This window comes from Azonexus sp. (assembly GCF_047638095.1).
Classification (GTDB): Bacteria; Pseudomonadota; Gammaproteobacteria; order Burkholderiales; family Rhodocyclaceae; genus Azonexus.
On sequence record NZ_JBLJBW010000053.1, the window covers coordinates 1 to 14,986 of the forward strand.

General features: G+C 59.3%; 14 protein-coding genes. 4 read left to right on the top strand and 10 right to left on the bottom strand.

Going from position 1 to position 14,986, the window contains the following annotated elements; all coding sequences use genetic code 11:
- The 4 genes from ACM62Q_RS11490 to purM all read right to left on the bottom strand — a co-directional run.
- A partial coding sequence (locus ACM62Q_RS11490) for an efflux RND transporter permease subunit (protein ID WP_415036685.1) occupies positions 1–2,690 on the bottom strand: 2,690 nt, incomplete at its 3' end.
- Between the two features lie 24 nt (positions 2,691–2,714).
- On the bottom strand, positions 2,715–3,818 hold the full coding sequence (locus tag ACM62Q_RS11495; RefSeq protein ID WP_415036687.1) for an efflux RND transporter periplasmic adaptor subunit: 1,104 nt from the start codon (positions 3,816–3,818) through the stop codon (positions 2,715–2,717).
- Positions 3,815–4,429 carry a septal ring lytic transglycosylase RlpA family protein gene (locus ACM62Q_RS11500; RefSeq protein WP_415036689.1) on the bottom strand — a complete coding sequence of 205 codons (615 nt, stop codon included), beginning with the start codon at positions 4,427–4,429 and terminating at the stop codon, positions 3,815–3,817. Before ACM62Q_RS11500 ends, ACM62Q_RS11495 begins: the two co-directional genes overlap by 4 nt.
- 7 nt (positions 4,430–4,436) lie before the next feature.
- Positions 4,437–5,480: a phosphoribosylformylglycinamidine cyclo-ligase gene (gene purM, locus ACM62Q_RS11505; RefSeq protein WP_415036707.1), complete on the bottom strand. Its 1,044-nt coding sequence runs from the start codon at positions 5,478–5,480 to the stop codon at positions 4,437–4,439.
- Between the two features lie 157 nt (positions 5,481–5,637).
- Here purM and ubiG point away from each other — a divergent pair, with 157 nt between their 5' ends.
- Positions 5,638–6,342 carry a bifunctional 2-polyprenyl-6-hydroxyphenol methylase/3-demethylubiquinol 3-O-methyltransferase UbiG gene (gene ubiG, locus ACM62Q_RS11510; protein WP_415036691.1) on the top strand — a complete coding sequence of 235 codons (705 nt, stop codon included), beginning with the start codon at positions 5,638–5,640 and terminating at the stop codon, positions 6,340–6,342.
- A gap of 31 nt (positions 6,343–6,373) precedes the next feature.
- Here the strand turns inward: ubiG and ACM62Q_RS11515 are convergent, their stop codons facing one another.
- The gene (locus ACM62Q_RS11515; RefSeq protein WP_415036693.1) at positions 6,374–8,509 is read right to left on the bottom strand and encodes an ABC transporter substrate-binding protein; all 2,136 of its coding nucleotides are present in this window, start codon (positions 8,507–8,509) and stop codon (positions 6,374–6,376) included.
- A 111-nt stretch (positions 8,510–8,620) separates the two neighbouring features.
- Here ACM62Q_RS11515 and ACM62Q_RS11520 point away from each other — a divergent pair, with 111 nt between their 5' ends.
- The 3 genes from ACM62Q_RS11520 (at position 8,621) to ACM62Q_RS11530 (ending at position 11,886) form a co-directional block, all read left to right on the top strand.
- A complete protein-coding gene (locus ACM62Q_RS11520; protein ID WP_415036695.1) occupies positions 8,621–9,085 on the top strand; it encodes a peroxiredoxin in 465 nt (154 codons plus the stop codon).
- A gap of 17 nt (positions 9,086–9,102) precedes the next feature.
- Entirely contained in the window at positions 9,103–10,518 is a 1,416-nt protein-coding gene (locus ACM62Q_RS11525; RefSeq protein WP_415036697.1) for a PhoH family protein, read from the top strand.
- Positions 10,519–10,629: 111 nt separating this feature from the next.
- Complete coding sequence (locus ACM62Q_RS11530) at positions 10,630–11,886, top strand: transglutaminase domain-containing protein (RefSeq protein WP_415036699.1); 1,257 nt, start codon at positions 10,630–10,632, stop codon at positions 11,884–11,886.
- Between the two features lie 144 nt (positions 11,887–12,030).
- Here ACM62Q_RS11530 and dnaB read toward each other — a convergent pair whose 3' ends face one another.
- From dnaB to rpsF, 5 genes are all read right to left on the bottom strand, one after another.
- Positions 12,031–13,437, bottom strand: a complete 1,407-nt coding sequence (dnaB, locus tag ACM62Q_RS11535; protein WP_415036701.1) for a replicative DNA helicase — start codon at positions 13,435–13,437, stop codon at positions 12,031–12,033.
- Between the two features lie 61 nt (positions 13,438–13,498).
- Entirely contained in the window at positions 13,499–13,945 is a 447-nt protein-coding gene (rplI, locus tag ACM62Q_RS11540; protein WP_415036703.1) for a 50S ribosomal protein L9, read from the bottom strand.
- A 15-nt stretch (positions 13,946–13,960) separates the two neighbouring features.
- Positions 13,961–14,236, bottom strand: coding sequence for a 30S ribosomal protein S18 (gene rpsR / locus ACM62Q_RS11545; RefSeq protein WP_205201051.1), 276 nt, complete (start codon positions 14,234–14,236; stop codon positions 13,961–13,963).
- Positions 14,208–14,564 carry a primosomal replication protein N gene (priB, locus tag ACM62Q_RS11550; protein WP_415036709.1) on the bottom strand — a complete coding sequence of 119 codons (357 nt, stop codon included), beginning with the start codon at positions 14,562–14,564 and terminating at the stop codon, positions 14,208–14,210. The genes rpsR and priB overlap by 29 nt, the downstream gene beginning before the upstream one ends.
- Entirely contained in the window at positions 14,561–14,932 is a 372-nt protein-coding gene (rpsF, locus tag ACM62Q_RS11555; RefSeq protein WP_415036705.1) for a 30S ribosomal protein S6, read from the bottom strand. The genes priB and rpsF overlap by 4 nt, the downstream gene beginning before the upstream one ends.
- Positions 14,933–14,986: the final 54 nt, after the last annotated feature.

The window sequence follows — 14,986 nt, forward strand, 5'->3', positions numbered from 1 at the left end:
GTGCCGTTGGTGGCCCACAGGGCGAGCAGCGCGCCGGCCATGGAGAGCGGCACGGTGAGCATGATGATGAAGGGGTCACGAAAACTTTCGAATTGGGCGGCCAGCACGAGATAAATGAAGGCGAGCGCAAGCAAAAAAGTGACGGCCAGCGAAGAAGAAGATTGCCGAAATTCGCGCGACTGGCCGTTGTAGTCGACGTTGTAGCCTGGTTTGAGCACGCTGGCGGCGGCGTTTTCCATCGCCGCCAGCGCTTCGCCCATGGTGTAGCCGGGAGCGAGGTTGGCCGTAATGCTGACGGCGCGGCGCTGACCGAAGTGATTGAGTTCGCGCGGGGCCACGGTTTCCTGCACGGCGAGCAGGTTGTTCAGGGGAATCATGGCGTCATTCTGGCCGCGCACGTAGATGTCGTTGATCTGCGCCGGGTTGCTACGCTCGGTGTCAGCCACCTGCACGATCACGTCGTATTGTTCGCCGTCGCGCTTGAAGCGGGTGACCTGCCGTCCGCCCAGCGTGCTTTCCAGGGTGCGCCCGACACTGTCCACCGAAACCCCCAGATCCGCCGCCTTGTCACGGCGCACGCGAATCGAAAGCTCCGGCTTGTTCAGCTTCAAATCGGTATCGAGGTTGGTCAGCCCGGGGTTTTTCGCCAGGGTATCGAGCAGCTCGCGCGTCACTTCCTGCAATTCTTCGTAAGAGGCCGATGTGGCGACCACGAAATTGATCGGCCGCTCGCGCGGGCTTTGCCCCAGGGAGGGCGGCGTCACCGGAAAAGCCTGGACGCCGGGAATGGCGGCAAACTGCGGGAACAATTCCTTGGCTATGGCTTGCGAATTACGGCTACGTTCGCTCCAGTCGTTCAGGCCGACGAAAGAGATTCCCTGGCTCACCACGGGGTTGCCGGCGACCACGAAATAACGCTGGATATCGGCCGTTTTGCTGTAAATCTCTTCCACCTGACGAGCGTATTTTTCAGTGTATTCGAGCGTTGCACCTTCCGGGCCGTTGAATACGCCGACGATGGTGCCGCGATCTTCCACCGGTGCGAGTTCGGATTTGAGCGCCTTCAGTAGCACGCCGCACAGCGCGGCCACCGCCACGAAACCGGCAAATACCAGCCAGCGCTGGCCCAGGGCTGCCGTCAGTACGCGCCGGTAGCCGGCGTTCAGGCCATTGAGGAAATTTTCAATGAGCATGAAACCTCGGGAATGCTTTTCTTCGTGACGCAGCAGCACCGAGCACATCATCGGCGAGAGCGTCAGCGCCACGAAGCCGGAAACGAGTACCGCGCCAGCCAGGGTGAGGGCAAATTCGATGAATAGTTTTCCGATACGCCCGGTCATGAAGGCCACCGGCGCGTACACAGCAGCCAGGGTGAGCGTCATGGCGACCACGGCAAAACCGATTTCCTGCGCGCCTTTGAACGCCGCTTCCCGGCGCGGCATGCCTTCTTCGATGTGGCGGAAAATATTTTCCAGGACCACGATAGCATCATCGACCACTAGACCGATCGCCAGCACCAGGGCCAAAAGCGTCAGCGTATTGATGGAAAAACCAAAGAGAAACATCAGCGCAAACGCCCCCACCAGAGAAACCGGAATCGTCACCAGCGGAATCAGGGTGGCGCGCAGATTGCGCAAAAAGAAAAAGATGATCGCCAGCACCAAAACGATGGCTTCGCCGATCGTCGTAAATACGGATTTGATCGAACGATCGATGAAAATCGAGGAATCATAGGAAATATTGACGCTCATGCCGGGCGGCAATTCAGCGCTGATGCGCGGCAACTCGGCGTACATCGCCTGCGAGAGTTCGAGCGGGTTGGCCGTAGCCTGCTTAATGACACCCAAGGAAACCGCTGGCCGACCTTTGAAACGCACCGAGCTGCGCTCACTCGCGGCACCAATTTCGACCTTTGCCACATCGGCGATGCGCACCGGATAGCCATTCACTGTGCGCACGACCACGGCGGCGAATTCTTCCGGGGTGCGTAAATCGGTGCTGGCCACCACCGAAAACTCGCGCGCCGCACTTTCGATGCGCCCGGCCGGCACTTCCACGTTCTGGCGGCGCAAAGCCTCTTCCACATCGGCCGGGGTCAGGCGGTAAGCGGCCAGACGCGCTTTGTCCAGCCAAATACGCATGGCAAATTTACGCTCGCCGAACACACGCACATCCGCCGCACCGGGCAGGGTTTGCAGACGCGGCTTGACGAAACGATTGGCAACGTCGGTGACTTCCAGCGGCGAATGGCGGTCGGAGGAAAAAGCCATCCAGATGATCGGGTTGGCGTCGGCCTCGACCTTGGCAATGACCGGCTCATCGACTTCGTCCGGCAGTTTGTTGCGCACCCGCGAAACACGGTCGCGCACGTCGGAAGCGGCGGAATCCGGGTCGCGTTCGAGCTTGAAACGCACCGAAATCTGGCTACGTTCGGCACGCGAGATAGAAGTCAGCACTTCGACACCTTCGATGCCGGCGAGCGAGTCTTCCAGCGGCTTGGTCACCTGGCTCTCGATGATGTCGGCCGATGCCCCGCGATAATCGGTGCTCACCGTCACTACCGGTTCATCGATCTTGGGGTATTCGCGCACCGACAAACGCCCGTAGGACACCAGCCCGAGCAACATGATGACGAGCGAGAGCACGGTGGCAAACACCGGGCGTTCGATACAAAGCGTGGAGATTTTCATGCGATCGGGCAGCGAAAACGCGGCTTAGTGGGTGCTTGCGCTGGCTGGCGCAGCCGGCAAAACCACTGGCGTCCCTGGGCGCAGCTTGAGCTGACCGGCCGTCACCACCACGTCGCCTGCTTGCACACCACGCACGATCTCCACCTGCCCGGCACGGCGCGCGCCCAGTGTCAGGGTAACTTTTTCAGCCTTGCCGTCGACGATTTTGAAGAGACTGGGCGGGTTTCCTGCCTCAACTGCCGCTTCCGGCACCATCAACACGCCGGCACGTTCGCCAAAATTCAAGCGCACGCGCACGAACATGCCCGGGCGCAACAAACCATCGTGATTATCAAGACGCGCCCGCACGGCGATGGAACGGCCCTCCGGGTCGATTTGCGGGTCCAGGGCAGCGATCTGCGCGCTGAAATTTTGCCCCGGGAGCGCGTCACTCGACAAAGCCAAGTTTTGCCCCACGCGCACGCGCGCCAACTCAGTTTCGGGAAGACGAAAATCAACGCGCAAACGGCGGATGTCTTCAAGATTGATCAGCGCCTCGCCCTCTTTCACATAACTTCCCAAGCTGACATCGCGCAGCCCCACGATGCCGGCGAAAGGTGCCCGCAGCTGCAACTTACCCAAGCGCGCCTGCGCCAGTTGTACCGCCGCTTCTTGTACTTTGAGCGCGGCGGCAGAAGCATCGAGCGCCTGCGGGCTGATGAATTTTTTCGCCAGCAATTCCTGGTTACGCTGATGCGTGCTGCGCGCCAGCGCCAGATTCGCCTGCGCCTGCGCCAATTCCGCCGCAGGAATGGCGGCATCGAGGGCAATCAGCAGCTCGCCCGGTTTGACCGCCACCCCATCACGAAAACCGATACGCACCACCTTACCGCTGATTTCCGGGCGCAAAATCACCGACTCATTGGCTTTCAAGCTACCCACAGCCTGACTTTCTTCGAGAAAGCTTTGCGCCTCGACCACCGCCGTTTCGACGGCCACCTCCGGGCTGCTCACCGTCTTGGCCGGGGCGGCGCTGTTGACGGCATCCGCAGAAGATGCGCCGGCAAAGAGCTTGGGCGCAACATAACTCAGCGCGAACAGGCCGGCGGCAAGCAGTGCGATCAAGACAGGGCGATGCTTGGTTTTCATGGTGCAACACCGAGGGTGGCGGGCATATTTTCGCTGGCCTGCGTTTTTGCCGAAAATTCTGCCGAAATATCTGCCGCGTTTTCCGTCACCGCTGGCGCAGGTGCTGTGGCAACGCCTGCTGCCGTCGCCGGCAGCTGATTGAAATCATCATCGAGCGCCAGTCGCACGGGGGCGGCAAAGGCCGCGTGGCAATCGTCCGACGCGTCAGCCTGCCCGCGCCGCGACAGCGCCGTGGGCAACACCGCCACCTGCACCCGGCTGATACCGGCGCGCAACATGCCCAAATGCGTAGCCGCCGATTTCGACACATCGACGATGCGGCCATGCTGGCGCAAACTCATCCGGTCATTGACGCGCAGCACCGTGCACGGCCCGTTTTCTGAACGGCGCACGGCAAGCCATGTGCCCAAGGGAAAATGATTGCTCGCCGCCGAGTGCCGGTGTTTGTCGAATTTTTCGCCGGATGCCGTGCGCCGGCCATGAAACTTGCCGCCGTAGTAACTTGCCACGCCTTCATGAATCTGCGCCCCGGCCGATTCTGCCGCCCGCACTTGGGGTGACGACAAAAATGCCGCAATCAGCGCCAGCAAGAAACCCGAAGCCCTGAGCAACACAGGCTCAGCGCACCTGCGTTTGTGCTTCGTCACCCTGACGCACCCGGATCTGCCCCAGGCGATACGCCGTTTCCCCCTGGGCACGCAATTCGGCCAGAGCTGCTTCGGCATCCGCCGCCGCCACGACCAGCACGAGGCCGATGCCGCAATTAAAGGTGCGGTGCATTTCTGCTTCAGCGACATTGCCTTCCGCCTGCAACCACTGAAACAGCTTGGGGCGCGGCCAGCTTTGGCCGTCGATCTCGGCCACGGTATTTTCCGGCAAAACGCGCGGAATGTTTTCCAGCAAGCCACCGCCGGTAATGTGTGCCATGCCTTTGATCGCCACTTTGGCCAGTGTCGCCAGCACCGGCTTGACATAGATGCGCGTCGGCGCCATGACCACATCGGCCAAGCTTTTCTCTCCGTCAAACGGCGCATTCATGTCCGGTTGCGCACGCTCGATGATCTTGCGCACCAGCGAATAACCATTGGAATGCGCGCCTGAAGAAGCCAGACCCAGCACCACATCGCCCGCGACGATGGTTTTTTTACCGTCAAGCGCCTGCGATTTTTCCACCACGCCGACAGCAAAACCGGCCAGGTCGTATTCCCCTGCCGGATACATGCCCGGCATCTCCGCCGTCTCGCCGCCGATCAAGGCGCAACCGGCCAATTCGCAGCCTTTGGCAATACCGCCGACGACCGCCGCCGCCGTATCGACATCGAGTTTGCCGCACGCAAAATAATCGAGGAAAAAGAGCGATTCTGCACCCAAGACGAGTATGTCATTGACACTCATCGCCACCAAATCCTGCCCCACCGTATCGTGGCGATTCAGATCAAAGGCCAGCTTCAGCTTGGTGCCGACACCGTCGGTTCCCGACACCAGCACCGGCTCCTGGTAACGCTTGGGCACTTCAAACAGCGCCCCAAACCCGCCAATCCCGCCCAGCACGCCCTCGCGCAAAGTTTTCTTCGCCAAAGGCTTGATCCGATCCACCAGCGCATCGCCGGCATCAATATCAACACCGGCATCGCGGTAAGAGAGGGAAGTTTTCTGGGTCATGGCACTGTAGAGGTAGGCGAAAAGTGGCGATTTTACCCGAAACTTCATGCCCCTAGGCGCGCGATGGGAAAGCGCAAAAACGCGCCGGCCTATACTTCTTGCTACAATGCGCGGCCCTGCCCTGGCGGGGCTTTTCTTTTCCCCGAGCACCGACATCATGCAAAACGCCGACCCTGCCGAACTGGAAAAATTTGGCGAACTCGCCCATCGCTGGTGGGATCCGAACAGCGAATTCAAACCGCTGCACGACATCAACCCGCTACGCCTGGACTGGATCGAGCGCAGCATCGGCGGCTTCAAGGGGAAACGCGTGCTCGATGTCGGCTGCGGCGGCGGCCTGCTCTCGGAAGGCATGGCGGCGCGCGGCGCAGAAGTCACCGGCATCGACCTCTCCGACAAACCGCTCGGCGTGGCCCGCCTGCACCTGCTGGAAAGCGGCCAACAGGTGGATTACCGCAAAATTTCTGCCGAGGAGCTTGCCGCGCAAAGCCCGGACAGCTTCGATGTCGTCACCTGCCTGGAAATGCTGGAGCACGTCCCCAATCCGTCGAGCACCATCACCGCCTGCGCCCGCCTGGCCAAACCGGGCGCGCCGGTTTTCTTTTCAACACTCAACCGCAACCTCAAAGCCTATTTACTGGCCGTCGTGGGCGCGGAATACGTTCTGAACATGTTGCCCAAGGGCACCCACGATTACGCCAAATTCATCAAGCCCTCCGAACTCGCCCGCTGGGCCAAACTGGGGCAGCTCGACCCGGTGGAACTGATCGGCATGAGCTACAACCCGCTGACCAAGGAATACCGCCTGGGGAAAGACGTCAGCGTCAATTACCTGATGCGCACACTGCGGCAGTCGGATTGAAGGGCGGCAAAGACCAGGACAAGGCAAAAAATCAGCGCCCGGCGCGGCGTTCGCGGCGGCGGTAAGCCAGTAGCGCGGGCAACACTGCCGCCAATAAAACCAGAGACAACACCAGCAAAGGCCAAGAAACCGGGCGGTTCCAGGCAGCACGGGCCGCACTGCGCGCAGCACCGTCCAAACGCTGATATTTCAGGGTGTTGTTGCCGATTTCATTGGGCTTGCGGTTTTTCAGCCAGGCGTGCGCCAGGGTGTAGCTCTTGGGATGAAAACCGAACACCCAGGGCGCGTCCTGGTGCAGAATAGCCTGCATTTCGCGGATCAAAGCCAGACGCTCGGGCGTGTTGTCCATGTTTTTCATGCGCGCGAACAGGCGGTCAAAAGCCGGATTGGCGTAATTGGAGGAGTTTTCACCGCCTTGCAAGCGCCCCTCCGGGCCGTAGAGCAGAAACATGAAATTTTCCGGATCGGGATAATCGGCGTTCCAGCCGAGGTAATAAAGCTGCACCGCGCCTTTGCGCAGTTTGTCCTGAAAACGGTTGAAATCGGTCGAGCGCACCACGAGTTGCACGTCGATTTTGGCGAATTGCCGGGTCAGCCAGTCCAGTCGGGATTTATCGCCCATACCGCCGCCCGTGGTATCGAGATTGAGCACCAGAGGCTCGCCGGTTTGTGCATGACGGCCATTGGGGTAACCGGCTTGCGCCAGCAGAAGCCGCGCCTCAGCGACATTTTTCCGCCTGGGCTGCCCCGCCGCCCAATCGTACACCTTGCGATCGATCCCGGCTTCGCCCGCGTCGTAACCGAAAATCCCCGGCGGCAAGGGGCTTTGCGCGGCGATGCCACGCCCATTCATGAAGATGGAAATGAATTCTTCCTGATCGATGGCGATCGACACCGCCTGCCGCAGCTTGGCAGCGGCCTCGCTCAAGCCGCCGACCACGCTGTCTTGCATGTTGAAGCCCATGTAGAAGGTGGAGGGGCGCACCGAGGTGAGCAGGCGGATGCCGCGCGTTTGCATTTCGTCGGACAAACCAACACCGCCGCCGACGTCGATACGCACGGCCTGATCAAAGCTGTCGGAAGAAATACCGGAGGCGTCGTAATAGCCTTGCAAAAATTTGTTCCAGTAAGGAATCGCTTCTTTTTCCCGGGTGAAAATCGCGCGCTCGATGAAGGGCAAGGTTTTGCCGCAATCGGCCAGCAGACCCGCGCTCTGGTCTTCTGGCTCGCCCGCGCAAGGGTAGGTCTCGGCGTGAAAATTCGGGTTTTTCACCAGCACCATGCGCCGATTTGGATCGTTTTCCGCCAGCATGTAGGGGCCGCTGCCCACCGGCCACCAGTCGAGCGTCAGATTTTTTGCGCGCATACCCGGCTGGGCGTAGAAACGATCCGCCTCGCGCGGCACCGGGGCGAAGAAGTGCATGGCCAGCCAATAGGCAAACTGCGGGTATTTGCCGTGGATGCGGATACGCCAGCGGCGCTCGTCGAGCACCTCAACGCCACTGAGCGCATATGCGTCCAGATCGAGCCAGCTCTCTTCCGGCAAGGTTTTCACTACCTCGCGCAAGTTTTCCCCGAGCGTTTTCAGACCGACAATTTTTTCCGCCATCATGCCGTAGATGGGCGAATGCAGACGCGGGCTGGCCAGACGTTTGATCTGATAAACATAATCTTCAGCGCGCACGGCGCGGCTTGCCTGCTCGGGAAAATCACTGATCATCTGCCGCCCGGCAGCGCTTTGCGCCCCCAGATAACGCGGCGCGCCTGCTGCATCCAGGGCAAATGCCGGGTGCGGCTGATAGCGCACATCGGGGCGCAGCTCTAATTCGTAAATACTTTCCGCAATGCTTTCCGCCGCTGCCTCAGGCGGCAACTCGCGTCCATCGGCCGCAAAATAACGCGGCTGCGGCAACTTGAGCACCGCCCCCGGAACCAGTTGATAAGGGCGTTTCAGATAGTGATATTGCAGAGGTGGTTCGTAAATCTGACCGGTAAACACCGCTTCATCTTCGGTGTAAGACTGTGCCGGATCCAGATGCTTGGGGCGATCGGTAAACGCGGAATAGAGCGTGTTTTCGTCCAGCGCATCGGGCACATAGGGGTTGTTCCACGCCTCACCGCAGGCAGTGAGCAGCAACAATGACAGCGTGACAAGTAATTTTCCCATGCCTGCGAGTGTAACAAAGGCTTGACCCGGGCGACGGCCTATGAACACAATGAACCCAAGCCCCGCTTGGGCCTGTCCACGACCGCAGAGCACAACCACAGAGGAAGCGCCATGCCCGACACCCCCAACACCCCTGTTACCAATTTCACCTTGCCCACCACCAGCGGTCTCAGTTTTGACCTGGCCGCCCAACGCGGTAAAACCGTGGTGATTTATTTTTACCCCAAAGACAGCACGCCCGGCTGCACCACCGAAGGGCGTGATTTCAGCGCTCTGTTCAGCGCTTTTAGCGCCGCCAATACGGTCATTCTGGGCGTTTCCCGCGACAGTCTGCGCGCACACGAAAACTTCAAGTGCAAGCAGGAATTCCCCTTTGAACTCGGCTCGGATGCCGATGAAACGCTCTGTCAGCAATTTGGCGTGATCAAAGAAAAAATGATGTACGGCAAGCTCTGCCGTGGCATCGAACGCAGCACCTTTGTCATCGACAAAAACGGCGTGCTGCGCCGCGAATGGCGGGCGGTAAAAGTCGCCGGCCACGCCCAGGAAGTGCTCGATTTCGTTCTCAGCCTCTAACCCCCGAGGAGACTCTCATGGCACGCGCGACCCCGAAAAAAAACGCCAGCAGCAAGCTGTTCGTGCTCGACACCAATGTTTTGATGCATGACCCGAGCTGCCTGTTCCGCTTCGAGGAACACGACATCTTCTTGCCCATCATGACGCTTGAAGAGCTCGACAATCACAAAAAAGGCGCTTCCGAAATCGCCCGCAATGCGCGCCAGACTTCGCGCATGCTGGACGAAATGCTGGCCGGTGACGATTCTTCGATCGAAAACGGCATCGAGCTCAGCGGCCCGTCGAACAAGCTCGCCACCGGCCGCCTCTTCCTGCAAACCGAGGCCATTGGCAATGAATTACCCGCAGCGCTGCCGACCTCCAAGGTCGACAACCACATTCTTTCCGTAGTCCTGCATCTGCAAAAGCAGTTTGCCAAGCGCGCAGTGATTCTGGTGTCCAAAGACATCAATATGCGCATCAAGGCACGCGCGCTGAATTTGCAATCGGAAGATTATTTCAACGATAAGGTGCTGGAAGACACCGACATTCTCTATTCCGGCAGCCTGCCGCTACCCGACAACTTCTGGGACAAGCACGGCAAGGGCATGGAGTCCTGGAAAAAAGACGGCAAAACCTATTACAAACTGAGCGGCCCCCTGTGTTCGCAATTTCTCATCAACCAATTCGTGTGGATGGAAAAAGACGGCCTCTACGCCCAGGTCATCGAAACCAGCGGCAAGAAAGCAACGCTAGAAACCCTGGTCGATTACACCCACCCGAAAAATGCCGTATGGGGCATCACCGCGCGCAACCGGGAGCAGAATTTCGCCTTTAATCTGCTGATGAACCCGGAGATCGATTTTGTCACCATGCTAGGCCAGGCCGGCACCGGAAAAACCCTGCTCACACTGGCCGCGGGCTTGGCACAAACCCTGGAACAGAAAACTTTCAGCGAAATCATCATGACTCGCGCTACCGTGCCGGTGGGTGACGACATCGGTTTCCTGCCGGGCAGCGAAGAAGAAAAAATGGCCCCCTGGATGGGCGCTCTGGAAGACAACCTGGAAGTGCTCGCCCATACCGACGATAACAGCCCCTACGGTGGCGACTGGGGCAAGGCGGCAACGCACGACATTTTGCGCGCCAAAATCAAGATCAAATCGCTCAATTTCATGCGCGGACGCACCTTCATCAAGAAATTTCTCATCATCGATGAAGCGCAAAACCTCACACCCAAACAAATGAAAACCCTGATCACCCGCGCCGGCCCCGGCACCAAGGTGATCTGCCTGGGTAATATCGCGCAGATCGATACGCCGTATTTGACCGAAGGCAGTTCCGGCCTGACCTATGTCGTTGATCGCTTCAAAGGCTGGGCGCACTCCGGTCACATCACGTTACAAAGGGGTGAGCGCTCGCGTCTGGCTGACCACGCCGCCGACGTGCTATAGTCAGCGCCCTCGACGAGGCCATGACAAAACCTTAAAAAAGATCATAGCCTCGCCCGTTTCTAGGCGCGGCACACCGACCGCCGCACCACAAACCAACGCTGGAGCCTTGTTTTGAAGCGCCGAGATTTCCTGACTGCTGCCGCCGCCCTCCTCAGCCTGGAAGCGCTTGCCGCGCCCCAGAAAAAAAACCAGAAATCAACGAGCAAAAACACCAAAAGCACCGGTAAAAAACCGGCTGCCGGAAAATCAAAGAAAACCCGTGGCTCACCGGCAAAAAAAACCAGCACCCGCCCTGCCGCCTACACAGCACCGCCTTCGGCAGACAATTCCGTCATCGACAACCCGCCCGCTGGCAGTTCCGCCACCCGCCTGCCACCGGTGCGCGCAGCAGAAGCGCCGCTGCAGTGGAAATCTTTCGAGATCGTCACCACGCTCAGCCTGAAAGCCAACGCTCCCTGCCGCCTCTGGCTACCGCTGCCGCTCGATCAAGATGCCCTTTACCAACGCGTACAAAGCCACCAATGGCAGAGCAACTCGCCCAACCTGATGCTCTCGCGCTTGCCGGACGGCCAACTCGAAGTGCTCTACAGCGAATGGACAGGCAAGGAAGACATCCAGTTTCGCATGACCAGCCGTGTCAGCACCGCCGACCGCCATTTCGATATCACACGCCGCTCCATGGCCCCGGAGCGCGAAGACATTTTGCGCCGCGCCTTGCAGGCCAGCGACAAAATCCCCAACGACGGAGCCGTTCGTCAGCTGGGTGAGCGCATCATCGGCCGCGTCAAAGACCCGGTCGCCCAGGCCAAGGAAATTTATGACTGGATCGGAGAAAACTGCCGTTACGACGCAAGCCTACCCGGCTGCGGCAGCGGCGATATCCAGCAACAACTTGGCAACGCGCGCTACGGCGGTCGTTCGGCGGATATCAACGGGCTTTTCGTCGCCCTGTGCCGCAGCATCGGCATCCCGGCGCGCACCGTACCCGGACTGCGCATTGGCCCCTCACGCCTCTTGCAAAGCTTGGGCATCGACAATCAAGACGCAACACACGCCCAACATGTGCGGGCAGAGTTTTATGTACCTGGTTACGCCTGGATTCCCGTCGATCCAAGCGATGTCTGCCGGGCCATCGCACGCAGTCACTTAAGCAACCAGGACAGCCGCCTGAGTGCGCTCAAACGCGTGTTATTCGGGGTTTGGGAAATGAACTGGATCGCGTTCAACCATGGCAGCGACCTGCAGTTGCCGGGCGAGAGCACGCCCCAGGCCTTCTTTGCCCATCCGCGTGTATTGCTCAATCAACAGGCGGTGGATAGCCTCAACCCCCTCAATACGCCTTACACCATCACGGCCCGCAGCATTTGAACGGGAAGCACTGCAATTTGTTGCGAACCCGCGTCAAACCCGTGAGCAAACGCCTTTGATCCGCGTTCATCTGCGCGCATCCGCCCAAGCCGCGTCAAAAAAGCCTTGAACGAAACCCCAAGCCATTCAAAACGCTCTGGAGAATTAGTCGCGTGCTGCCTGATACCCCCCGCCCGCCAGATTCTCGAAGCGGGTATATTCGCCCAGAAAAGCCATGCGCACGGTGCCGGTGGGGCCATTACGCTGCTTGCCGATGATCACCTCAGCAATGCCTTTATCCGGTGAATCTTCCTTGTAATATTCGTCGCGGTACATCATCAAGATCACGTCGGCATCCTGCTCGATAGCGCCGGATTCGCGCAGGTCAGACATCATCGGGCGCTTGTCGGTGCGTTCCTCGACCTTGCGCGAAAGCTGCGACAGGGCAACGATCGGCACTTGCAGTTCCTTTGCCAGCGATTTGATCGAGCGGGAAATTTCGGAGACTTCGGTGGCGCGGTTCTCGCCCTGCCGGTTGCCGCTCATCAGCTGGATGTAGTCAATCACCAATAAGCCCAGCTTGCCGCCGTATTGGCGGGCCAGTCGGCGGGCGCGGGCGCGCAGGTTGGCCGGGGTGAGGCCGCCGGTTTCGTCGATGTAGATCGGCGCTTCGTGCAGCTTGCCCAAGGCGAAAGAGAGACGCGACCACTCATCGTCATTCATGCGCCCGGTGCGCAAACTTTGCGAATTCAGCCGCCCGATGGAAGCGAGCATACGCATGGCCAGCTGTGCGCCGCCCATTTCCATGGAAAACACGCCGACCGGCAGGCCGGTATCGACCGCCACGTTTTCGGCGATATTGAGCGCAAACGCCGTTTTCCCCATCGAGGGGCGACCGGCGACGATGATCAGGTCGCCGGGCTGGAAACCCGAGGTTTTCTGGTCGAGATCGACGAAACCCGTGGGAACGCCGGTAATGTCGGAGGGGTTGTCGCGGTCGTGCAACTCCTGAATCCGCTCCACCACCTGCGTCAACAGTGGGTTGATGTGCACAAAACCTTCGGCATGTCCGGCCCCGGCTTCGGCAATCTTGAAAATCTTCGATTCAGCTTCGTCGAGCAGGGCTGCCGCGTCACGTCCCAGGGGATTGAGCGCGTCGGTGGCGATTTCATCAGCAGTCGCCACCAACTGGCGCAGCACCGAGCGCTCGCGCACGATTTCCGCGTAGCGACGGATATTGGCGGCAGACGGCGTATTCGCCGCCAACTCACCAAGGTAGGCCAGGCCGCCCGTCTGCTCGTTTTCTCCCGCCGCATCGATGGCCTCGGCCACCGTAACGACATCGGCAGGCTTGGCTTTTTCCAGCAAACCACGAATCTGACGAAAAATGCGTCTATGTTCGTCGCGATAAAAATCGCTTTCCGTCACCTGATCGCCGATACGGTCCCAGGCATTATTGTCGAGCAGCAAACCGCCCAGCACCGATTGCTCGGCCTCGATCGAGTGCGGCGGCACACGCAATGAATCGAGCGATGGGTCGTTCATTTTGGGTTTGTTGTTGCGAGTCGTCATCGCGGCTTCCAAATTAAAAAGGCCCCGACGTGCGGGGCCTTGCAGCGTAAGTGATCCGCCTTTATTCGGCAACCACATTCACCGTGACGCTTGCCAGCACATCGGTGTGCAGGGCAACTTCAACCGGGAATTCGCCGATCATCTTGAGCGGGCCTTCCGGCAGACGCACGGCCGCTTTGTCGACCTCAAAACCAGCGGCCTTGAGAGCATCGGCGATATCGGCATTGCCGACCGAGCCGAACAGACGACCATCCATGGCCGATTTGCGAGCCACCGACACGACTACGCCGTTCAGCTTGTCCGCCACGGCTTGTGCGGCAGCCAGCTTTTCAGCCGCCAGTTTTTCCAGTTCGGCGCGACGCGCTTCAAATTCGGCCAGCGCCGCCGGCGTGGCACGCTTGGCTTTTTTCTGTGGAATCAGGTAATTACGAGCGTAACCATCCTTCACACGGACGACTTCGCCAAGGTTACCCAGATTCAACACCTTTTCGAGCAGAATGATTTGCATGTTTCGTCTCCTCGATTATTGATGGTTGTCGGTGTAGGGCAGCAGGGCCAGGAAGCGGGCGCGCTTGATGGCGGTACCCAGCTGGCGCTGATAGCCGGCCTTGGTGCCGGTCAGACGCGCCGGCATGATCTTGGCGTTTTCCTGGATGTATTCCTTGAGCACGTCGACATCCTTGTAGTCGACCTGCTCAACCTTTTCTGCCGTGAAGCGGCAGAACTTGCGGCGCTTGAACAAGCTGCTACCGCGACGTTTTTTCTTGTCATCAAGCTTTTTCTTGAAGAATCGTGCCATTTTCGTTTCCTTCTAAATATTCAATCGTCTGTGCGTGCAGGACGGGCGTTACGCTGTTGCGGCTGCGGGCGGCAAGAAAACCTTGGATTCTCACCGCGCCGCCCAAAGGACCGGCTGCCAAAATCGCCGCCAGATCCCCCAAGGCCACCACGGCCAAGCTCAGATTCACCTGCCGCTCGCGGCCATTTTCAACTTGCTGCGAGCCGTGTTCGATCCGCGCTTCGCTGACCGCCACCCCAACCGGGGTATAGCGCATGGGTTTGCGCTCGGTCAGACAGCCAGATAAAACCAGGGTATTCAGTCGCGCTTCCGTCCCAACGTCAATCAGGCTGCTTCGGCTGCCGGTTCGGCATCACTTGCGAGCAGGGATTTCGATTTTTCTTCCTTCATCATCGGCGAAGGCGTGGTCACTGCGGCCTTCATCTTGATCGTCAGATGGCGCAGGACGGCATCGTTGAACTTGAAAGCCAGTTCGAGTTCGTTCAGCGTTTCGCCGTCGCACTCGATGTTCATCAACACATAATGTGCCTTGTGGATTTTCTGGATCGGGTAAGCCAGTTGGCGACGCCCCCAGTCTTCCAGGCGGTGCACCACGCCACCTTTGGCGGTGACGATGGCACGGTAACGGTCAACCATGCCGGGTACTTGTTCGCTCTGGTCCGGATGGACGATGAAGCAGATTTCGTAATGACGCATGAAAACTCCTTTTGGGATAAACCCTCCGTCATGCGAACGGTAGGGCAAGGTGGA